The 19,575-nt window shown below is 65.3% G+C and carries 19 protein-coding genes; 11 read left to right on the top strand and 8 right to left on the bottom strand.

The window, feature by feature from the left end; genetic code table 11:
• The first annotated feature begins 105 nt into the window (after positions 1–105).
• On the top strand, positions 106–2,046 hold the full coding sequence (gene dnaK / locus ACUXST_RS11305) for a molecular chaperone DnaK (protein ID WP_458390090.1): 1,941 nt from the start codon (positions 106–108) through the stop codon (positions 2,044–2,046).
• A gap of 67 nt (positions 2,047–2,113) precedes the next feature.
• Positions 2,114–3,235 carry a molecular chaperone DnaJ gene (gene dnaJ, locus ACUXST_RS11300; protein ID WP_458390089.1) on the top strand — a complete coding sequence of 374 codons (1,122 nt, stop codon included), beginning with the start codon at positions 2,114–2,116 and terminating at the stop codon, positions 3,233–3,235.
• On the opposite strand, the gene ACUXST_RS11295 is transcribed toward dnaJ, so the two are convergent.
• On the bottom strand, positions 3,232–4,080 hold the full coding sequence (locus ACUXST_RS11295; RefSeq protein WP_458390088.1) for a GAF domain-containing protein: 849 nt from the start codon (positions 4,078–4,080) through the stop codon (positions 3,232–3,234). The two genes, dnaJ and ACUXST_RS11295, sit on opposite strands and share 4 nt — an antisense overlap.
• Before the next feature lie 36 nt (positions 4,081–4,116).
• Entirely contained in the window at positions 4,117–5,442 is a 1,326-nt protein-coding gene (gene purB, locus ACUXST_RS11290; RefSeq protein WP_458390087.1) for an adenylosuccinate lyase, read from the bottom strand.
• Between the two features lie 367 nt (positions 5,443–5,809).
• Between purB and ACUXST_RS11285 the strand changes: the two genes are divergently transcribed.
• Positions 5,810–7,792 carry a TIR domain-containing protein gene (locus ACUXST_RS11285; protein WP_458390086.1) on the top strand — a complete coding sequence of 661 codons (1,983 nt, stop codon included), beginning with the start codon at positions 5,810–5,812 and terminating at the stop codon, positions 7,790–7,792.
• A 128-nt stretch (positions 7,793–7,920) separates the two neighbouring features.
• On the opposite strand, the gene radC is transcribed toward ACUXST_RS11285, so the two are convergent.
• Positions 7,921–8,619: a RadC family protein gene (gene radC, locus ACUXST_RS11280; protein ID WP_458390085.1), complete on the bottom strand. Its 699-nt coding sequence runs from the start codon at positions 8,617–8,619 to the stop codon at positions 7,921–7,923.
• Between the two features lie 177 nt (positions 8,620–8,796).
• Here radC and ACUXST_RS11275 point away from each other — a divergent pair, with 177 nt between their 5' ends.
• From ACUXST_RS11275 to ACUXST_RS11265, 3 genes are read left to right on the top strand one after another with little or no spacing between them, the layout of a single operon-like run.
• Positions 8,797–12,009, top strand: coding sequence for an intermembrane phospholipid transport protein YdbH family protein (locus tag ACUXST_RS11275; protein ID WP_458390084.1), 3,213 nt, complete (start codon positions 8,797–8,799; stop codon positions 12,007–12,009).
• Between the two features lie 5 nt (positions 12,010–12,014).
• Complete coding sequence (locus tag ACUXST_RS11270; RefSeq protein WP_458390332.1) at positions 12,015–12,224, top strand: YnbE family lipoprotein; 210 nt, start codon at positions 12,015–12,017, stop codon at positions 12,222–12,224.
• A complete protein-coding gene (locus ACUXST_RS11265; protein ID WP_458390083.1) occupies positions 12,221–12,598 on the top strand; it encodes a YdbL family protein in 378 nt (125 codons plus the stop codon). Before ACUXST_RS11270 ends, ACUXST_RS11265 begins: the two co-directional genes overlap by 4 nt.
• On the opposite strand, the gene ACUXST_RS11260 is transcribed toward ACUXST_RS11265, so the two are convergent.
• Positions 12,586–13,278: a PdaC/SigV domain-containing protein gene (locus ACUXST_RS11260; RefSeq protein WP_458390082.1), complete on the bottom strand. Its 693-nt coding sequence runs from the start codon at positions 13,276–13,278 to the stop codon at positions 12,586–12,588. The genes ACUXST_RS11265 and ACUXST_RS11260 overlap by 13 nt on opposite strands.
• 165 nt (positions 13,279–13,443) lie before the next feature.
• Here ACUXST_RS11260 and ACUXST_RS11255 point away from each other — a divergent pair, with 165 nt between their 5' ends.
• From ACUXST_RS11255 to ACUXST_RS11235, 5 genes are read left to right on the top strand one after another with little or no spacing between them, the layout of a single operon-like run.
• Positions 13,444–13,782 (top strand): AtpZ/AtpI family protein, encoded by a 339-nt coding sequence (locus tag ACUXST_RS11255; RefSeq protein WP_458390081.1) that lies wholly within the window; start codon positions 13,444–13,446, stop codon positions 13,780–13,782.
• Between the two features lie 18 nt (positions 13,783–13,800).
• Positions 13,801–14,577 (top strand): F0F1 ATP synthase subunit A, encoded by a 777-nt coding sequence (locus tag ACUXST_RS11250; protein ID WP_458390080.1) that lies wholly within the window; start codon positions 13,801–13,803, stop codon positions 14,575–14,577.
• 24 nt (positions 14,578–14,601) lie between these two features.
• Positions 14,602–14,829 (top strand): F0F1 ATP synthase subunit C, encoded by a 228-nt coding sequence (locus ACUXST_RS11245; protein WP_249830143.1) that lies wholly within the window; start codon positions 14,602–14,604, stop codon positions 14,827–14,829.
• Between the two features lie 32 nt (positions 14,830–14,861).
• A complete protein-coding gene (locus ACUXST_RS11240; protein ID WP_458390079.1) occupies positions 14,862–15,353 on the top strand; it encodes a F0F1 ATP synthase subunit B family protein in 492 nt (163 codons plus the stop codon).
• Positions 15,346–15,933 (top strand): F0F1 ATP synthase subunit B family protein, encoded by a 588-nt coding sequence (locus ACUXST_RS11235; protein WP_458390078.1) that lies wholly within the window; start codon positions 15,346–15,348, stop codon positions 15,931–15,933. The genes ACUXST_RS11240 and ACUXST_RS11235 overlap by 8 nt, the downstream gene beginning before the upstream one ends.
• A gap of 39 nt (positions 15,934–15,972) precedes the next feature.
• Here the strand turns inward: ACUXST_RS11235 and ACUXST_RS11230 are convergent, their stop codons facing one another.
• The 4 genes from ACUXST_RS11230 to paaG form a co-directional block, all read right to left on the bottom strand.
• Positions 15,973–16,401: a CBS domain-containing protein gene (locus ACUXST_RS11230; RefSeq protein ID WP_458390077.1), complete on the bottom strand. Its 429-nt coding sequence runs from the start codon at positions 16,399–16,401 to the stop codon at positions 15,973–15,975.
• 62 nt (positions 16,402–16,463) lie between these two features.
• Complete coding sequence (gene paaZ, locus ACUXST_RS11225; protein ID WP_458390076.1) at positions 16,464–18,485, bottom strand: phenylacetic acid degradation bifunctional protein PaaZ; 2,022 nt, start codon at positions 18,483–18,485, stop codon at positions 16,464–16,466.
• A gap of 53 nt (positions 18,486–18,538) precedes the next feature.
• Positions 18,539–18,694 (bottom strand): DUF3309 family protein, encoded by a 156-nt coding sequence (locus ACUXST_RS11220; protein ID WP_458390075.1) that lies wholly within the window; start codon positions 18,692–18,694, stop codon positions 18,539–18,541.
• A gap of 60 nt (positions 18,695–18,754) precedes the next feature.
• Positions 18,755–19,531, bottom strand: a complete 777-nt coding sequence (gene paaG / locus ACUXST_RS11215; protein ID WP_458390074.1) for a 2-(1,2-epoxy-1,2-dihydrophenyl)acetyl-CoA isomerase PaaG — start codon at positions 19,529–19,531, stop codon at positions 18,755–18,757.
• Positions 19,532–19,575: the final 44 nt, after the last annotated feature.

Here is a 19,575-nt window from a genome sequence, read left to right as displayed (position 1 = left end):
GCAATGCCTTGTTGTCGCGCGGACCGCACCTATATCGCCTTCGAAATCAACAATCCGGCTGCCTGGCGGGGGCCGGAGTGGGGCTGAAGAAGAGGGATAGAAAATATGGCCAAGGTCATTGGTATCGACTTGGGCACGACCAACAGCTGTGTCGCTGTCATGGAAGGCGGCAAGCCGAAGGTTATCGAGAATGCGGAAGGCGCGCGCACGACGCCTTCGACGGTCGCGTTCACCAAGGACGGTGAGCGGCTGATCGGCCAGCCGGCGAAACGCCAGGCGGTCACCAACCCCGACAACACCATCTTCGCGGTCAAGCGCCTGATCGGCCGCCGCTTCGACGACCCGATCACCAAGAAGGACACCGAGCTGGTGCCCTACAAGATCGTCAAGGGCCAGAACGGTGACGCGTGGGTCGGCGCCGGCGGCAAGGACTATTCGCCGTCGCAGATCAGCGCCTTCATCCTCCAGAAGATGAAGGAAACCGCCGAGGCTTATCTCGGCGAGAGCGTTGCCCAGGCGGTCATCACCGTTCCGGCGTACTTCAATGACGCGCAGCGGCAGGCGACCAAGGACGCCGGCCAGATTGCCGGACTTGAGGTGCTGCGCATCATCAACGAGCCGACTGCCGCGGCGCTCGCCTACGGGCTCGAGAAGGAAGACGGCAAGACGATAGCGGTCTACGATCTTGGCGGCGGCACGTTCGACGTGTCGGTCCTCGAGATCGGCGACGGCGTGTTCGAAGTGAAGTCGACGAACGGCGACACGTTCCTCGGCGGCGAGGATTTTGACGCACGGATCGTCAACTGGCTCGCGGACCGCTTCAAGGCCAAGGAAGGCATCGACCTTCGCACCGACCGGCTCGCGCTGCAGCGCCTCAAGGAAGCTGCGGAGAAGGCCAAGATCGAGCTGAGCTCGGCCGCGACGACGGAAATCAACCAGCCGTTCATCACCGCCCGCATGGAAGGCGGAACGACGACGCCGCTCCACCTCGTGGAGACGATCAGCCGCGCCGACCTCGAAAAGCTCGTCGAAGACCTCATCGACCGCACCATGGAGCCTTGCAAGAAGGCGTTGAAGGATGCCGGCGTCGACGCCAAGGACATCGCCGAAGTCGTTCTCGTCGGCGGCATGACCCGCATGCCGCGGGTTCGTGAGCGGGTGAAGGAATTCTTCGGCCGCGAACCGCACACCGGCGTCAACCCGGACGAGGTCGTTGCAATGGGCGCGGCCATCCAGGCTGGCGTTCTGCAGGGCGACGTCAAGGACGTGCTTCTGCTCGACGTCACCCCGCTGTCGCTCGGCATCGAAACGCTGGGCGGCGTGTTCACCCGGATGATCGACCGCAACACGACGATCCCGACCAAGAAGAGCCAGGTCTTCTCCACCGCCGAGGACAACCAGAACGCGGTGACCATCCGCGTTTTCCAGGGCGAGCGCGAGATGGCCGCGGACAACAAGATGCTTGGCCAGTTCGACCTCGTCGGAATCCCGCCGGCGCCGCGCGGCGTGCCGCAGGTCGAGGTCACGTTCGACATCGACGCCAACGGCATCGTCAACGTGTCGGCCAAGGACAAGGGCACCGGCAAGGAGCAGCAGATCCGCATTCAGGCGTCTGGCGGTCTCGGCGACGCGGACATCGACAAGATGGTCAAGGAAGCGGAGCAGTTCGCCGAAGAGGACAAGAAGCGGCGGGCTGCGGCGGAGGCCAAGAACCAGGCCGAGAGCCTCATTCACTCCACGGAGCGCCAGCTTGCCGAACACGGCGACAAGGTCACTCCGGAAGTGAAGACAGAGATCGAGAACGCGATCGCCGAAGCCAAGTCGGCAGTTGAGTCGGGCGATCCCGACCAGATGACGACCAAGACCAACGCCCTCACCCAGGCAGCGATGAAGCTCGGCCAGGCGATGTACGAGCAGCAGCAGGCGGAAACGCAGGCTGCGGCGGGTGCAGACGCCGGAACGTCGGGCACGGAAGAGTCCGGCGCCGGCAAGGAAGAAGTCGTTGACGCCGAGTTCTCCGAAGTCGACGACGAGGCCAAGGGCTGATGACATGGCGCGGCGCCGTCACCTTCCGGGGGGCGGCGCCGCATCCTGTGTTGCGTAGGGGGATCGGGTGACGGTCGAGCAGGATTATTACGAGCTGCTGGGCATTCCGCGCGCGGCGGACGACGCCGCGATCAAGTCGGCGTACCGCAGACTCGCGAAGGAGCATCACCCGGACCGCCGCGGCGGGTGCAAGGATTCCGAAGCGCACTTCAAGGCAATCAACGAAGCCTATGACGTGCTGAAGGATCCGCAGAAGCGCGCGGCTTACGACCGCTTCGGCAAGGCGGCATTCCAGAATGGCGGCGGCGGTGACCCGTTCAGCGAGGGCGGGTTCAACGGCTTTTCCGACATCTTCTCGACGATCTTTGGCGACTTCATGGACCAGCGCGGGCAGCAGCAGAATGCCGCCCGCGGCGCCGATCTCCGGTATGACATTCAGCTGAGCCTGGAAGAGGCGTTCAGCGGTAGCGAAAAGGCAATAACGGTCGAGGCGCTCGCCCGGTGCGAAGTCTGCCACGGCCGTGGCTGCACGCGCAGCGACAATTGCGCGGCGACATGCTCGACGTGCCGCGGCATGGGCAAGGTCCGGGCTCAGCAGGGCTTCTTCGTTGTCGAGCGCGGCTGCCCGACGTGCCGGGGCAGCGGCGAAGTGATCAGCGATCCGTGCGGCAATTGCCAGGGCGAGGGCAGGGCGCTTACGCAGCGCCGGCTGTCGGTCAAGATTCCGCCCGGTGTCGACGAGGGCACGCGTATCCGGATCGCCGGAGAAGGCGAAGCGGGGGTCCGTGGTGCTGCCAGCGGCGACCTCTATCTGTTCGTGCACATGAAGCGGCACTCGATCTACGCGCGTGAAGGTACGACCCTGATCGCCGACTGTCCGGTCAGCTTTACGACGGCAGCGCTTGGCGGAGCGATCACTCTGCCGGGGATCGACGGCGAGAAGGTGGAGCTCAAGATCCCGGCCGGGATCCAGTCTGGCGAGCAGCTGCGGCATCGCGGCTCGGGAATGGCAGTCCTGAACGGCCGCGGGCGCGGCGACCTCGTCGCGCGCATCCTCGTCGAGACGCCGACGCGGATGAGCAAGGAGCAGAAGAAGCTGCTCGAGGAATTCCGCGCGACCGAGACCGGCGACGAATGCCCTGCAGCGAAGGGCTTCTTCGGCCGCGTCAGGGATATGTTCGGCGCCTAGGCGCCAAGGCGGTCCAACTCCATCGCGACGATCTGCGCGAACAGCTCCGCGGCGGCGTGGAGCTCCAGTGAAGGCGATCGCACCGTCCGGCTCTCGCAGCGGAAGCGGCCGATCACATTGCCCCGGCGAGAAACCGGCACCGACAGCGTGGAGCGAATGCCGCTGCCCTGAAGTTCGTCGCGCTCGGCGCCGGTGAGATCGCGCAGCAGTGCGTCGGCGACCATCGTCTCGCCTTTGGCGGCAGGAAATAGCCGCACAGGCGAAGCATCGGTGTCGGCTACGATCGCGGGCAGTGCCAATGCGCTGGCAGGCTTTTCGAAGCGGCTCCGCGTACTCTCTGCCCGCTGCTCGTCAGCGCCGCTCGAGAGGATCAGTGTCACTCGGTCGAAGCCGGTCAGCGCCCGCATGCGGCGAGACGCATTGTCGAGCAGGGCGGCCGGGGTGCCGCCGGTCATTCCGTCGATCAGCCGGCTGACCGCGCCGAGTGCGTCGCCAAAGCCGTCGGTGCCGCTGGGCAGTCCCTCCAGCAGCATCCGGCCGTCGAGCTGCTGGAAAGCGATGTCGAAGTACCGCGGCTCGTTGGTGAGGCGCGTGCGGTAGGCGCGCGCAATGCCGTTGCTGCTGCGTTGTCGCGACAGGCCGTTGCGCAGGTCGTGCAGCGGCTGGGCAAGCGTGAACTTGGAGAGCGGTTCGCCGACGAGCCGTGCGGGATACTCACCAAGGAAACCGTGCGAGTTCTCGGACGCGCGCAGGATGAGCCAGTCGGGCGACAGCTCGAGAACGAAGCCGCAGGATTGCGTCTGGTCATCCGCCTGCTGAAGCGCTGGCGACGGCCTGGAAGTCACGATGCTCGCCATGTCCTGCATCAATCGGCGAAGCGGCTAAGAGTTGCCGCCGAACACGCGCCCGAAGATCGTGTCGACATGTTTCAGGTGATAACCGAGGTCGAACAGGTCCTCGAGCTTTTCGCCGGACAGATGGGCGGTGACTTCCGGGTCCTGCTTCAGCAGGTTGAGCAGCGAGAGCTCACCATCCGACTGCCACACCTTCATCGCGTTGCGCTGAACCAAGGCATAAGATTCTTCGCGGCTGAGCCCGGCCTGGGTCAGGGCGAGAAGCACCCGCTGCGAGTGAACGAGGCCGCCCATCCGGTCGAGGTTCTTCTGCATCCGCTCGGGGTAGACGACCAGCTTGTCGACGACCGCTGTGAGCCGCGCGAGCGCGAAGTCGAGCGTGATGGTCGCGTCGGGGCCGATGAACCGCTCGACCGAGGAGTGGGAGATGTCGCGCTCATGCCAGAGGGCGACGTCCTCCATGGCCGGCAAGGCGTAGCTGCGGACGATGCGGGCCAAGCCGGTGAGGTTCTCGGTCAGCACGGGGTTGCGCTTGTGTGGCATCGCCGAGCTGCCCTTCTGGCCGGGCGAGAAATATTCCTCGGCCTCAAGCACCTCGGTGCGCTGCAGGTGGCGGATCTCGATCGCCAGCCGCTCGATCGACGAGGCGATAACGGCCAGAGTCGCGAAAAACATCGCGTGGCGGTCGCGCGGGATGACCTGGGTGGAGGTCGGCTCGACCGTCAGCCCCAGCTCTCCGGCAACATGCTCCTCGATCGCCGGAGGCACGTTGGCGAAGGTGCCCACCGCACCGGAGATGGCGCAGGTCGCAACGTCGTCACGGGCACGAACCAGCCGCTCGCGATTGCGCTCGAACTCGGCATAGGCCTGTGCCAGCTTCAGGCCGAAGGTCACCGGCTCGGCATGGATGCCGTGGCTGCGCCCGATGGTCGGTGTCAGCCTATGCTCCAGGGCGCGGCGCTTGAGCACTTCGAGAAGCCGGTCAAGGTCGGCAATGAGGAGGTCCGCGGCCTGCTTCAGCTGGACCGCGAGAGCCGTGTCGAGGACGTCCGAGCTGGTCATTCCCTGGTGGAGCCACCGTCGCTCCGGACCGAGCTTCTCACCGGCCCAGGTCAGGAAGGCGATCACGTCATGCTTGGTCACCGCCTCGATCGCGTCGATGGCCGGCACGTCGATGTCTCCGAGCACGTTACCGTCGTAGGCAGCGCGGATCGTCTTCGCGTCCTCGGCCGGGATCATGCCGATCTTGCCCATCGCTTCCGCCGCGAACACCTCGATCTGCCACCAGATGCGGAAGCGGTTTTCGGACGACCAGATGGCCGTCATCTCGGGACGGGAATAACGGGGGACCATGGCCGCGGCGGCTAGCAGGAAGGGCCCGGGGGTTCAAATGGCGCCCGCCAAGGGTCACAAAGTTCGGGTTCGATCCGATCTTTGCGAAGTTGCCGCCTCTCCTCGAGGGCTCGTCAGAGTGGATGGAGATGTGACTTTCGAGGGAGGACGGATGGAGCATCATCCCAGCGGCAGAACAACTCATTCCCCAACTGGAGCACATCGAGCGGACTGTAGGACAGTCTTTCATGTAGTATCGATGAGGGTGGAAAGCTGACATTAGCTGCTGATGTGAGCCAGCAGAAGCAAGACCTATGCGTAGGCGCTCCTGCAAACTTCTAATCCGCGTTGAAGAACTGTAGGTTGCACGCCGCGGCAAGGGGGAACAGTGGACGACCCAGCGCGATCCACTGCTGAAAAAGTCAGGTCCAGCGGACCGGTGTTCATCAGCTACGCCACCGCTGACCGGAAACGGGCGTTGCGCGTTTGCGACGCGATCGAGCAACGCGGCACCGACTGTTGGCTGGCCTTCCGCGACGTTCAACCCGGTGAGAACTATCAGGAAGCCATCGTAAGAGCGATCCGGGGCGCGCCGGCGCTGGTGCTGGTCTTTTCGAAGTCCGCTAACGACAGCGACGAGATCAAGAAGGAGCTGTCGCTCGCCAGCCGTTACCGGAAGCCCGTTCTGGCGGTGAGGATGGAGGCCGTCGAGCCCAGCGACGCCTTCGCCTACGAATTGGCAACGCGGCAGTGGATCGATGCTTTCGAGGGCTGGGAACGTGCCCTCGACGCGCTGATCGGTCGCATCGGGCAGGCCTCGGGCGCTGCGGATGCGGGAGCCTCCGAGAAGCGCACCATACATGGCCGCTCCACCCCGCGCTCCGCGCATCGCACAAGCGGCAAGTGGCGGATCAGCGCCCTCGCGGCAGCCCTGCTCCTTATCGTGGTTGGCACGTTGTGGTGGTCGCTTCGTCCGATGCAGGCAAACGCGCATGCCCTCACGGTTCGCCTCGCCGTCTTCCAGCTACTCTCCCCGGAGCTGCCACCCACAATGGGCGACGCCGTCAGGGCGGAAATCAGCGCGGCCTTCAATGCGGACGGGGCTGTTGGCGTGTCCACTGGCTCCAAACCGCTGAGCGGCAAGGGGCCTGCTTATGCGCTTGGCGGCACTATCCAGCGTTCCGGCAACAGCATTCGGGTGATCCCGCGGCTGATTGATGAACGGTCCGGAGCAACCCTGTGGTCGGGCACATTCAACTATGAAGACGATGTCTCCAGGTTGGCGCGTCACATTGCGGTCGATACGGGCAATGTCGTTCGTTGCGGCCTGTTCGGCGCCTCGACCTACCACAAGCCCATGCCGGCCGACGTGATGCGCAACTACATGCAGTCATGCCAAGCCTACTGGGATCCCAGCATGAGCGAGGGCCGCAAAGGCCTGGTGCCCGCCGAGCGCGTCGTCGCTGCGGCACCGGATTTCTCTTGGGGGTGGGCAGCCGTTGCCGGCGCTTACTGGAAGATCGTGATGGGCGCGAACGATCCGCGGCAGCTCGAGCAGGCGCGGGAAGCCGGCAAGAGAGCAGCGGATCGTGCGGTAGCCATTGACCCAAGAAACAGTGAGGCGCTGTTCATAAAGGCCATGCTTCTGGACCAGCGGGACTGGCTTGGCCGTGGAAGCTTGCTCGAGCGGGCGGTCGGGGCTCAGCGACTGGATTGCGGGTGCGAGCGCCACCAATACGGCGACTTTCTTGTGGAGGTCGGACGGGTCACGGATGGCGTCGACCAGCTTCGGCAAGCGAACCAGATGCTCGCGCTCTACGTTTACACGCCGCTCAGCCTTGCCGGTGCGCTCGTCATGTCGGGGCAGCCGCAGGAAGCGAGAGAGTTCTATTCAGCGGCAGCCGACCTGGCGCCGGACAGCGGGTTTGCTGAAAGCATCCGGACCGCCGAGGCGGAGGAGACCGGAGACCTTAAGACACTCGCTGACCGGAAACTGCCAATATCCGCCGAGCGCCGCGCCGCTCTGGTTGCCGCCTACCGTGCGGTGGGTTCGGCAGAGGTTGGAGCAAAGGCGCAGGCGGTGCGTGCATTGCTTGCTCTTCCCGAAGACAATCAGGACGGGATCGTCGCGCGGCTGCTGGCTGGCCTCGGTGAGCCTGAGAAAGCATTTCAGATCACGCGAAGACTGCTGATCGACCGCCGCGGCTATTCGGAGTTCTTGTGGCATCCGCAAATGCGTGCGGTGCTCGACGACCCGGCCGCTCCGGCACTCTTCAGACAGCTTGGCCTGCTTGATTACTGGAAAAGGTCGCACAGCAGACCTGACGTTTGCGGCGGGAACAAACAGCCGCAATTTTGTTCAGCAATTTAGCTGACGTGTCCGATCGCACTTGCGCTTTCGCTTCCTTTTCGCCGGGGAGCTGAAACAGCCAACTCTCATACTCACATCTCTGCGCAGGCGCTGATCCGAGCGCGAGTAGGAGCGGTCGAAAGCAGACATCAGATCAGTCCCATTGCCCGCATGCTCGTGCGGCCGCTCGCGCCCACGATGACGTGATCGTGCACCGTCACCTTCATGTGCCGCCCGGCCTCGACCAGGTCGCGGGTCAGGCGGATGTCCTGGTTCGAGGGGGTCGCGTCGCCGCTCGGGTGATTGTGGACGATGATGATCGCGCTGGCGCCGAGCGCGATGGCGCGGGCGATGACCTCGCGCACGTGGACGGAGGCTTCATCCACCGAGCCCTGCCACAGGGCTTCGTTGGCGAGGAGCTGGTTCTTGGCGTTCAGGAACAGCACCCGGACTTCCTCAGTCCGCCTGTGGGCCATTCGGGCGTGGAGATAGTCGCCCAATGCATCCCAGCTCGAGAGCACCGGCCGCTCCTCGACCCGCACTTCAAGCATCCGCAAGGCGGTGGCTTCCGCGATCTTGAGAGCGGCGATCGTCGCGTCGCTCAGCCCCTCGCGCCTGAGGTTGTCGGCATTTTCGGTAAGCAGGCCGCCGATGCCCCCGAAGTCGTCCAGCAGCCGCTTTGCAAGCGGCTTGGTATCGACGCGCGGGATGGTGAGCGTCAGCAGATATTCGATGAGCTCATAATCATGGAAGCCGGCCGGCCCTGCATCGAGCAGCCGCTGGCGAAGGCGCGCGCGGTGTCCGCCGCTCCCGTCCTGTGCTTCCGTTCTTGGGGCGCGCTCAAGCACTCGCCGCTTCTCCCTTGCGACGTCGAGCCGAGCACGGCTGCAATAAACAACGGCCGCAGGCTTTGGGAAGTGGCTCGCCGGCCACAGCAAGGCGTCAGTCATGCCGCTTCTGGAACGGTCGCGTGACGGGAGGGTTAGATATCGCCATTGGCGGGGTGAAGGAGCAACGAGGCTCGAGTGCCGGACGGAGCTGGCGAGACGATTGTGATCCACCGGCGGCGCCCCTGGCGTCGGCTGGCGATCATCGTCGCCTGCTCGCTGCTGGCGTTGATGCTGGCTGCCGTCATCGGCGTCTGGATCGAGCGGCGACCGATCGCCACCCACTTCCTGCAACAGGAATTCCAGCGCCGGGGAGTGCAGTCCAGCTATCACCTCGACCGGGTGGGACTGCGGACCCAGCAGGTCAGCAATCTCGTCATCGGGGATCCCAAGCGGCCTGACCTCACTGCCCGCTACGCGCAAATCCAGATGCGGGTGCACTGGACCGGCAATTTCGAAGTCTACCGGATCGTCGCTCGCGGCGTCCGCCTGCGCGGCCGGATGGTAAACGGGCGGGTGAGCTGGGGCCAGATCGACAAGCTGATGCCGCCGCCGAGCAATAAGCCGTTTGCTCTGCCCGACTTCGTCATCGACGTGGCCGACAGCAGCATTGCGCTCGCAACGCCGTTCGGGCCGCTGGGCGCCTCCGTCGAAGGCGCCGGGCGCCTTAGCGGCGGGTTCAAGGGCCGCATCGCGCTTTCGAGCCCGCACATGGCGCCGGGCCGCTGCGCCGGGACCGGGCTGCGCGCCAATTTCGCCGTTGCCGTGGTCGCCCGTCACCCGCGCGTGAAGGGGCCGGTCAGCCTGGCGCGGTTCAGCTGTCCAAGCAGCGGCATCGACATCGCCGCGCCCCGCTTCGACGCGAAAGCAAGCTTCGACGAGGCGTTCACGAAGGTGGACGGCAGCGGGCGAATGGCGATCGCCAAGCTCACCGCGGGAGCGAACGGCCTCGCGAACTTCGCCGGCGAGTTGACCTACAGCGGCTCCTTCGCGGACGTCCGCGGTCAAGTGAAGCTGTCGGCGCAGCAGTCGCGAATGGCGACCATCTATGCCGACCGGACCGCGCTGAACGGCCGTTATGCGCTCGGCACGCGAGCCGGCACCTTCGTGCTTGTCGGCAACGTGCTTGCCGACAGCGCCAAACTCGACCCGTCGATGATGGCTGGGGTGACGCAACCGCTTGCCGCTGCCTCGGCCACTCCGATCGGACCCATCGCCTCGGCGATGGGCGGCGCGATCATCCGGACGGCGAACAACTTCGACACATCGGGCGAGCTGCGCGTCGTGAACTTCCCGGGCGGCGGCGCGGCGCGGATCCAGAACGCCGCGATCCACGGCCCGCAAGGCGCCCAGGCGCGGATCGTCGGCGGCAGCGGCGTGACTTATTACTGGCCCGCGGGAGCGCTGCGCATCGACACTAACATCCAGATGGGCGGCGGCGGGCTCCCGAACGGCCGGGTAACGCTTCGCCAGCCGCGCCCCGGAGCACCGATGAACGGTGTCGCCGTAATCGCGCCCTATAGCGCGGGCGGCGCACGACTTGCGATGGCGCCGATCCGCTTCGCCGATGCCGGCGGCGGACGCACCCGTCTGAGCACTGCGGCCCAGCTCGACGGACCGTTCCCGAACGGCCGGGTGGTGGCGCTCCGAGTGCCGATCGAGGGGCACGTCGGTCAAGGCGGCAGCTTCGCATTCGGCACCGCGTGCGAGGTCGTGAGCTTCAACTATCTCGAGACTGGACCCCTGAAGCTCGGGCCGACGCGGCTTCCGGTCTGCCCGGTTGGCGCAGCGATGATTTCGAAGACCGGGTCGGGGCCGCTGCTGATGGGCGCGCGGATGAACTCGCCGGTGCTGAACGGCAGGATCGGCAGCTCGCCGCTACACGTCGCTGCGGCAAGTGGCCGGATCGTCGGCAAGCAGTTCAACTTCGACCGGATGGAAATGCGGTTGGGTCGCTCGGCGTCACCCATCGTATTCAAGGCGGCGCACCTCAGCGGCAGCTTCCTGTCGTCGGGATTCGGCGGTGTATTCAGCGGTGCCGGCGGGACCGTTGGCAACGTGCCGCTGGTGATGAGCGATGCCACGGGCAAGTGGAGCTTCATCAACAGCAACCTCAAGGTCGACGGCGCCATGCTGGTGGCGGACCGCGACCCGAACCCGCGCTTCTATCCGCTACGCAGCAACGACATGCATTTCACGCTCGCCGGCGATTACGTCCGTGCGGCCGGGATTCTCCGGCACCCTGCGAGCGGGACGGAACTCACCGACGTCAGCATCGAGCACCGGCTGTCCACGGGCGCCGGTCACGCCAGCCTGGACGTTCCCGGAATCCCCTTCGGACCGGACCTGCAGCCCGAAGAGCTGACGCGGCTGACGGAGGGGGTCGTCGCGCTGGTGAACGGCACGGTGCGGGGGCAGGGCCGCATCAACTGGAGCTCGACGGGTGAGGTGACCTCGACCGGCGACTTCTCGACGCAGAACATGGATCTGGCGGCGCCGTTCGGGCCGGTGGCCGGTCTCACGACCAGCCTGCACTTCACCGACCTGCTGAACCTGGAGACCGCTCCGCACCAGGTCGCGACGGTCGCGACGGTGAACCCCGGCATCACGGTCACCAACGGGGTGATCAACTACCAGATCCTGCCGGGTAACCGGGTCAAGGTGGAGCGCGGCGAGTGGCCGTTCATGGGCGGGCAGCTCGTGCTGCGGGAGACCGTGCTCGATTTCAGCGCGCCAACCGCGAAGAAGCTGACCTTCCAGCTCGTCGGCTTCGACACCAAGCAGTTTATCGACAGCCTCGGCTTCCAGGGAATCGAGCTTACCGGCCGATTCGACGGCGACCTGCCGATGGTGTTCGACGAAAATGGCGGCCGGATCGTCGGCGGCCGGCTCGACGCCCGCGCTCCTGGCGGAGAGCTCAGGTACACCGGCACCAAGCCCAAGGGACTAGTTCCTGGCCTCGCCTTCAGCATCCTCAGCGACATCCGCTACCGGACCATGATCATCCGTCTAGATGGCGACCTCGCCGGAGAGTTCGCGACCAAGGTCGCGATCGACCACGTGTCGCTCGGGCCGGGTCACGGCATCGTAGCGGCGCTGTTCCATCGCGCGTTCGACCGCTTGCCGCTGAAGCTCAACCTCAACATCAACGGGCCGTTCCGCGCGCTCATCCAGACCGCCAAGGCGTTCAAGGATCCGACGCAGGTGATCGCCCCGGTGATGCCGTTCCCGATCGATTCGCCGGCGCTCAAGGTCGAAGTCCTCAGCACCACCAAGCAGCAGCGGCCCGCGGCCGCGCCCGCCAAATCGCCACCCGCAAACCCGTCCCCACCACCTGGAGGCAAGAAGTGACCAGAATGCATTGGAAGACCGCTCGGCTGGCGGCAGGAATCTCGGCCATCCTGCCGCTCACCGGCTGCATCACGGTCAAGCCGCCGGACAAGCCCATCGAGGTCAACCTCAACGTCGACATCAGGCAGGAGGTGCTGGTGCGCCTTCAGCAGGACGTCCAGCAGATGATCCAGAAGAACCCGCAGGCCTTCCCGCCGGCGCCGACCAACCCATGACCCCGGCACGTGCGTTCGTGATTGCCGCGACGGCTGCCCTGGCATGCGCTCCGGCCGCCGCCCAGGCGCCGACCTCCTTGGGAGCGGCGGTGCGGGCGGGGCAGGTGGGAGAGCGGTTCGACGGCTATATGGGGATCGCGGGCGCGCCATCAGCCGAGGTGCGCCGCCAGGTCTCGGCGGTAAACCTGCAACGGCGCACTCTGTATCTGCAGCTTGCGTCCGCGCGCCACGTCAACGCTCAGGTCGTAGGGATTGCGACCGGGTGCGAGCTGATCGGGCGACTGGCGGTCGGGCAGGCCTACATGCTCGGTGACGGCGTGTGGCGGCGTCGCGTCGCCGGGCAGGCGCCTCCTTCTCCGGACTACTGCCGCTGAACCTCGAAGGAGGAGCGATACCGGGGCCTCAGGGCGGCCAACAGAGCCGGCGTAACCGGCAGCAGCACGATATAATAGCCTTCGGCATATGAGCCGACGTCGTACGGATTGGCGGTAACGTTGATGGTCTCGAACCGACCGTTCCTATCCTGGTCCTCGGGGATGATCGAGAGCTTCAGGGGATCCGGGCATCGTTCCCAGATGCTGATCACCTCGTCGGTGCCGGTCTTTTGCTTCCGCTGCCTGGCCAGTTGCTTGCAATAAGCGGGCTGAAGGATCTTCGGCGACCTCACGAACAGATCGGCAAAAGCGGCGGTCTTGTTGGCGGCGAGGTCCCACAGGAGTGCTTGCGTGCTCGGGTTACCGTGCGCGCCTCCCGTGAAGGCATTGCGCTCATCAGCAAACGACACCAGCCGCGGGGTCCGACCGCCGAAATGAAGAACACGGCTGAACGAGTAAGGGAAGAAGGGAAAGTTCTTGTCGGTCCGCTGGGCGCGATCGCTTCGGGCCATATTCGTATAGCGGGATCGATCGTGCTCCATCTGGGTCGCCAGCTGGCGCCGGAGCGCAGGGATCGCAGATGCCTGGCTCGGCCACTTGTACTCGAAATCGAGAAGGGCGCTCTGGCGGTGGATCTGGAAAGCCGGCGCGGAAGCCGCAAGCAGCAAGGCGAAGATCATGCGGAAGTTTAGCTGCCGGTCCGTGCCTTGGAAACGCCTGAGTGCGGTTGACTATATGGACGTCCGTTCATAAAGGAGCGGCGCCTTGGCGGTCGCGAATTCCGCCATGTTCCTCGTCCTTTGCTTGGCTCCACTCACAGGCGGGGCGACGCACAGGGGAGACGCATGGCAGAGGACGAAACCGGTGAGGTCCCGAGGCTTCCACCAGACGCACGGCTCGAATCGCTCGATAAGCGGCTCGAGCATTTGCAGCAGGCGGAAGCCAGGCGGACCGAGGGGAAGCAGCCCGATCCGAGCACTCGGCTCTGGCAGCAACTCTTTGGGCAACTGATCGGCGCTCCCTTCGCGGGGGCCTTGATCGGCTGGGGTCTGGATCATGTGGCCGCGATGTTCGGCCACCGGACTTTCCCGCTGTTCTTCCTGCTGATGCTGTTCTTCGGTTTCGGCGTCGGCGTGAGGAACATCATGCGACTTTCCAAGACCCGGACTCCTCCGGGCAACTGAGTAGAGGCGAAGAGAAGCGTGGCGGCCGGCACCAAGATCGACCCGATGCACCAGTTCACGGTGGAGCCGCTGGTTCCGCTGCACCTGGGCAAGTACGACATCAGCTTCACGAACAGCTCGCTGTGGATGCTGATCACGCTTGCGCTGATCGGCGGTTTCATGGTGCTCGGGTCGAAGGGGCGACTGGTCCCGGACCGCTGGCAAATGGCCGTCGAAGGCCTGACCGGCTTCGTCGACGACATGGTCAAGGTCAACGTTGGCCCCGAGGGCAAGAAGTATGTCCCCTACATCTTCTCCCTGTTCACCTTCATCCTGGTGTCGAACTTGCTGGGGCTGCTGCCACTGGCAGTGATCCCCGGCCTTCACTCGTTCACCACGACGAGCCACTTCAGCATTACCTACGTGCTTGCGATCCTGAGCTTTTCGATCGTCCTGATTGTCGGCTTCTGGCGCCACAAGCTTCATTTCTTCTCGCTATTCGTCCCGCACGGCACGCCGATGGTGATGATTCCGCTGATCTTCCTCGTCGAGTTCATCTCGTTCATGGTGCGGCCGTTCAGCCTCGGCCTGCGACTGTTCGTGGCGATGATCGCCGGTCACATCCTGATGGAAGTCTTCGGAAGCTTCATCGTCAGCGGGTTCAGCGGCGGCCCAATGGGCTGGGGTGTGGGCTTGCTCAGCTTCCTGTTCATCGTCGGCGTTGCCGCGCTCGAACTGCTGGTCTGCGCGATTCAGGCTTATGTGTTCGCGCTTCTGACGACGCTGTATCTCAACGACGCAATCAACCTTCACTAAGCAATCAACCCAGGGAGTTTTCAAATGGATTTCGCTTCGGCTCAGGTCATCGGTGCCGGTCTCGCCGCGATTGGCGTTGGCGCTGCCGCAGTCGGCGTCGGCAACGTCTTCGGCTCGTTCCTCGAGAGCGCGCTTCGCAATCCCGCGGCTGCGGACAGCCAGCAGGGCCGCCTTTTCATCGGCTTCGCGGCCGCCGAGCTTCTCGGCCTGATCGCGTTCGCCGTTGCGATGATCATCCTCTACGCGCGTTGATCGCCTCAAGGGCGTGATCGCCGGGGACTCGAATGCCTCAAATTGAGCAACTTCCGTTCATCTTCTTCTCCCAGCTGTTCTGGCTGGTGGTGGTGTTCGGCATCATCTTCTTCGTGATCGGACGGGGAATGCTGCCGAAGGTGCAGGGCACCGTTGAGCTTCGCGAGAAGACGATCGCCGAGGACCTGGAGCGTGCGCAGGCCGCCCGTTCCGGTGCCGAGGAGACCGAGGCTGCGTGGCGCGCCCGGATGGACGCGGCGCGTTCCGAAGCGGCGCGGATCGCCCAGGAAGCCAAGCAGGCGAGCTCGCGCGAAACGGAAGCGCAGGTTCGCGCTGCCGGCGACAAGCTCAACCTGAAGGTTGAGGCGGCGGAAACACAGATCCGGCAAGCGCTCGAGTCCGCCCGTGGCGAGATCGAAGCTGTTGCTGCCCAGGCGACGCAGGATCTCGTGTCGCGGCTCACCGGACTGACGGTCGCTCCCGAAGAGGCTGCTCAAGCAGTGAAGGCTGAGCTCAATGTCTAATCAGCACCAGCCCCAGGATCCAGGCCAGCCGGCGGGTCACCCCGAGGCTGTACCGTCCGTGCAGCACGACGGTGGCGAGCTTCACGCGGAGCCCGGCTTCCATGGCATCACGGCTCCGATGTTCATCTCGCTGGCGATGATCGCCGTCATCGCGTTGATGATCTGGAAGAAGGTGCCCGGCGCTGTAGGGCGTGCGCTCGACGCCAAGATCGCGCTGATCCGGAACCAACTGTCCGAAGCCGAGGCGCTGCGCAAGGAAGCGGAAGCGCTCAAGGCCGAGTATGAGGCGAAGGCCGCCTCCGCCGACAAGGATCGAGAAGCGTTGCTCGACCGGGCGCGGCATGAGGCAACCGAGATCGTTGCCAACGCCCACATCCACGCCGAGGCGCTGGTCGAGCGGCGGACTCGAATGGCCGAAGACAAGATCGCTGCCGAAGAGCGCAGCGCGATCGAGCAGCTGCGCGCAACGGCGGCCGATGCGGCGACCCGCGCCGCTGCTCGGATCATCGCCGAGCGCCACGACGCCGCCACCGACGATCGCCTGGTCGACCAGGCGATCCGGGAAATCGCCTCCCGCTAGGGAAGTCCTCCCCGAGGAAGCCCCGGGGAGGCAATTCACTTACTGCTGATGCTGGCCGCCGGGCTGGCTGACGCCTTCGAGCGCCTGCTCGGCGGCGCTGTCGTCGCCCTTCTGGCTGAGGTCGCCAAGGCTGACGATACCGCACAGCTTCTGCTGATCGTCGATGACTGGGAGGCGGCGCACCTGCGCCTCGCTCATGCGAACGGCGACGTCATCGGTGTCGTCGTCGAGCCGAACGGCGACGATGTCGTTCGTCATCAACTGGCTGACCGGCGTCTCCGGGCCATGGCCCTCGGCGACCCCCCGAACCGCGATGTCGCGATCGGTGATCATGCCCATCAGTCGGTCGCCGTCGGTGACCGGGATGGCACCGGCGTCAGCGCTGAGCATGAAGCCTGCCGCTTCGCGCGCGGTCTGGTCGGGGCGCACGGTCTGGACGTCGCGAGTCATCACTTCACTGATTTTCATGGTCTTTCTCCTAGGGGGATCGGACCATGCAAACGAATGGCGAGACAGCGCCGTTCCTATCGTTACGGGACGTTCTCGGTCAGGAGGTCATAGGTGGCGACCAGTTCGTCCTTCTGGTTGAAGGCTTCGACAGCCCAGCGAACTTGCCCCGTCTCCTCCGATTTGATCGACTTGGCCCTCACCGTGAGCTCCACGCGAATGGAATCGCCGGGGTACAGCGGCGTCAGGAAGCGCAGGTTCTCCAGGCCGGTGTTCGCAAGCACCGGACCGGGTTCGGGATCGACAAACAGGCCGGCGGCAAAGCTCAAGACGAGATAGCCATGCGCAACGCGGCCTTCGAAGATCGGCGATGCCTTGGCTGCCTCCTCATCCATGTGGGCGTAGAACTTGTCGCCGGTGAACTCCGCGAAATGCTCGATGTCCGCGAGCGTGACGGTCCGGCTGCGGGTCTTCCAGGTGTCGCCGATGTGCAGTTCGCTCATCTTCAGCCGGAACGGGTGGACGTCGATCACGTGCTTGGGTGCACCGGGGACGTACTGCCCGGTGATCGCCGCGATCATGGCGGGCGACGACTGGATCGCCGTGCGTTGCATGTAATGCTTCACGCCGCGGACGCCGCCCATTTCCTCGCTACCCCCGGCCCGGCCCGGCCCGCCGTGGACAAGCACGGGCAGGGGCGATCCGTGGCCCGTGGACTCGGCGGCGTTGGTGCGGTCGATGACGAGCATGCGGCCGTGATAGGCGGCCGCTCCCTGGATGAAGTCGCGCGCCGCTTCGGCCGAGTGGGTGAACAGCGAAAGCGCGAGGCTGCCGCGGCCGCGGTTCGCAAGCGCCACCGCGTCCTGGATGTCGCGATACGGCATGATCGTCGAAACCGGACCGAACGGTTCGCAGTCATGCACCGCGTCCGTGCCCCACGGATCGTCGGCGCGCAGAAGAACTGGCGGAAGGAACGCGCCGCCGGGGATCGGCGGCTCGGCGTCGGGATCGCCGGCGACGATACGGGCGCCAGCCGCCTCCAGTTCGCGGATCTTGTCGCGCACGTCGTCGCGCTGGCTGACGCTGACGAGGGCGCCCATGCGGGTGTCCTCAGCGCGCGGGTGGCCGACCTTCGTCTTCGCAAGCCGTTCGCCGAGCGCTTTCTCGACGGCGTCGAGATATGGCGCGGGAGCCATGGCGCGGCGGATCGCGGTGCACTTCTGCCCCGCCTTGACCGTCATCTCGGTCGCGACTTCCTTGATGAAGAGGTCGAACTCGGGCGTGCCCGGCGCGGCGTCGGGGCCGAGCAGCGAGGCGTTCAGACTGTCCTGCTCGGCAACGAAGCGAACGGATTCGCGGACGACCGTCGGGTGCGACTTGAGCTTCAGCGCCGTGTGGGCGGAGCCGGTGAAGCTGACCACGTCCTGGCCGGTGAAGTGATCGAACAGATCACCGACACCGCCGACGATGAGCTGGATTGCGCCAGCCGGGAGCACGTTCGCCTCGATCATGATGCGGAATGCGGCTTCAGTCAGGTAGGCAGTGGCCGAAGCGGGCTTCACGATGGCCGGGACGCCGGCGAGGATGGTCGGCGCTAGCTTCTCGAGCATGCCCCAGACCGGGAAGTTGAAGGCGTTGATATGCACCGCCGCGCCTTGAAGCGGCGTGTAGATGTGCTGGCCAACGAAAGTGCCCTGCTTCGACAGGCCTTCAAGCTGGCCGTCCAGGAGCACGTGGGCGTCGGGGAGTTCGCGGCGCCCCTTCGAGGAGAAGGAGAACAGCGTGCCGGCGCCGCCTTCGATGTCGATCCAGCCGTCCTTGCGCGTGGCCCCGGTCAGGTAATTAAGTTCGTAGAGCTCTTCCTTGCGCGCCATGATCGCCAGGCCGAGCGCCTTGATCATCCGCGCGCGCTCATGAAACGTCAGCTTGCGAAGCGCCGGCCCCCCGACCTCGCGGGCGTGGCGGAGCATGGCGCCGAAGTCGACGCCGCTGGAGCCCGTCAGTGCAACCGGCGCGCCGTCGATTGCGCTGGGGATTTCAGCAAGGTTGCCGTCGCCGGCCGTCCAGCGGTCGCGTTCGTAGTTGAGAAGCTGCGCAGTTTTCATGCGTTCGCCCTTCGCCCTCGCTCAGAACGAACGCAAGAGTGGCACGGTTCGCGTTACAGCCGGCCGAGCAGCAGCAGGATGACGACGACGACGAGGATCAGTCCCAGAATCCCCGACGGGCCATAGCCCCAGTTGGTGCTGTGCCCCCAGCGCGGCAGTGCGCCGATCAGGAGCAGGATCAACAGGATGATGAGAATGGTGCCAAGCACTATGGTCTCCCTGAAAGTTGTTCGGACCCGTAACGGTCTATCCGGAGGAGAGTTGCACGGCTAACGGCCGGTGAAGTTTGCCGTTCGTTTTTCGAGGAACGCGGCGACGCCTTCGCGATAGTCTTCGGTAAAGCCGAGGCGGCGCATTTCGTCGCGCTGCAGGTCGAGCTCCTCGTCTAACGAACGACTGCCGCTGGTGCGGATCAGCGACTTGATGGCGGCAAGGCCGAGCGGCGGCAGCGACGCGAGCCTGTTCGCAACTGCATCCACTTGCGCGTCGAGCGCCTCGTCGTCGACGGCCTTCCAGATCATGCCCCATTCGGCAGCCTTGTCGGCCGGGAGCGGCTCGCCGGTCAGTGCAAGGCCAAGAGCGCGCGCCTGCCCGACTAGCCGCGGCAGGTGCCAGCTGCCGCCGCTGTCCGGGATCAGGCCGAGTGCCGAAAAGCTCTGGATGAAGCGCGCCGACTTCGCTGCGATCACGATGTCGCACGCGAGCGCGATGTTGGCGCCAGCGCCGGCGGCGACCCCATTCACCCGCGCGATCACCGGCTGCGGTAGCGAAGCAAGCGTGCGAACAAGCGGGTTCCACGACCGCTCGACGGTTTCGCCAAGGTCCACCGCTTCGCCGGGAGCCACTGCGCGATCGTTGAGGTCCTGCCCGGCGCAGAAGCCGCGGCCTGCTCCGGTGAGCACCACCACGCGCGCTTCTCCGAGTTTCGATAGTGCGTCCCGCAGGTCCGAGTGCATCTGAACGGTGAAACTGTTGAGCCGCTCGGGCCGGTTGAGCGTTATCCGGGCAATCGCGCCGGGCTCGAAGAGGATCGTCTCATAGGCCATGGCGCTAGTTACGCGGGTGATTTGAACCGCGCTACGGCAAAGGC

The sequence above is a fragment of the Sphingomonas sp. F9_3S_D5_B_2 genome (genome assembly GCF_054263715.1).
The sequence above is the reverse complement of the archived record's forward strand: the minus strand, read 5'-3'. Positions and strand labels throughout refer to the sequence as shown.

Coding starts and splice junctions, on each gene's coding strand:
- ACUXST_RS11270 (WP_458390332.1), top strand. CDS start 12,015: ATGCATTGGAAGACCGCTCGGCTGGCGGCAGGAATCTCGGCCATCCTG.
- ACUXST_RS11245 (WP_249830143.1), top strand. CDS start 14,602: ATGGATTTCGCTTCGGCTCAGGTCATCGGTGCCGGTCTCGCCGCGATT.
- paaG (WP_458390074.1), bottom strand. CDS start 19,531: ATGGCCTATGAGACGATCCTCTTCGAGCCCGGCGCGATTGCCCGGATA.
- ACUXST_RS11235 (WP_458390078.1), top strand. CDS start 15,346: ATGTCTAATCAGCACCAGCCCCAGGATCCAGGCCAGCCGGCGGGTCAC.
- ACUXST_RS11240 (WP_458390079.1), top strand. CDS start 14,862: ATGCCTCAAATTGAGCAACTTCCGTTCATCTTCTTCTCCCAGCTGTTC.
- ACUXST_RS11230 (WP_458390077.1), bottom strand. CDS start 16,401: ATGAAAATCAGTGAAGTGATGACTCGCGACGTCCAGACCGTGCGCCCC.
- ACUXST_RS11255 (WP_458390081.1), top strand. CDS start 13,444: ATGGCAGAGGACGAAACCGGTGAGGTCCCGAGGCTTCCACCAGACGCA.
- ACUXST_RS11265 (WP_458390083.1), top strand. CDS start 12,221: ATGACCCCGGCACGTGCGTTCGTGATTGCCGCGACGGCTGCCCTGGCA.
- dnaK (WP_458390090.1), top strand. CDS start 106: ATGGCCAAGGTCATTGGTATCGACTTGGGCACGACCAACAGCTGTGTC.
- ACUXST_RS11260 (WP_458390082.1), bottom strand. CDS start 13,278: ATGATCTTCGCCTTGCTGCTTGCGGCTTCCGCGCCGGCTTTCCAGATC.
- purB (WP_458390087.1), bottom strand. CDS start 5,442: ATGGTCCCCCGTTATTCCCGTCCCGAGATGACGGCCATCTGGTCGTCC.
- paaZ (WP_458390076.1), bottom strand. CDS start 18,485: ATGAAAACTGCGCAGCTTCTCAACTACGAACGCGACCGCTGGACGGCC.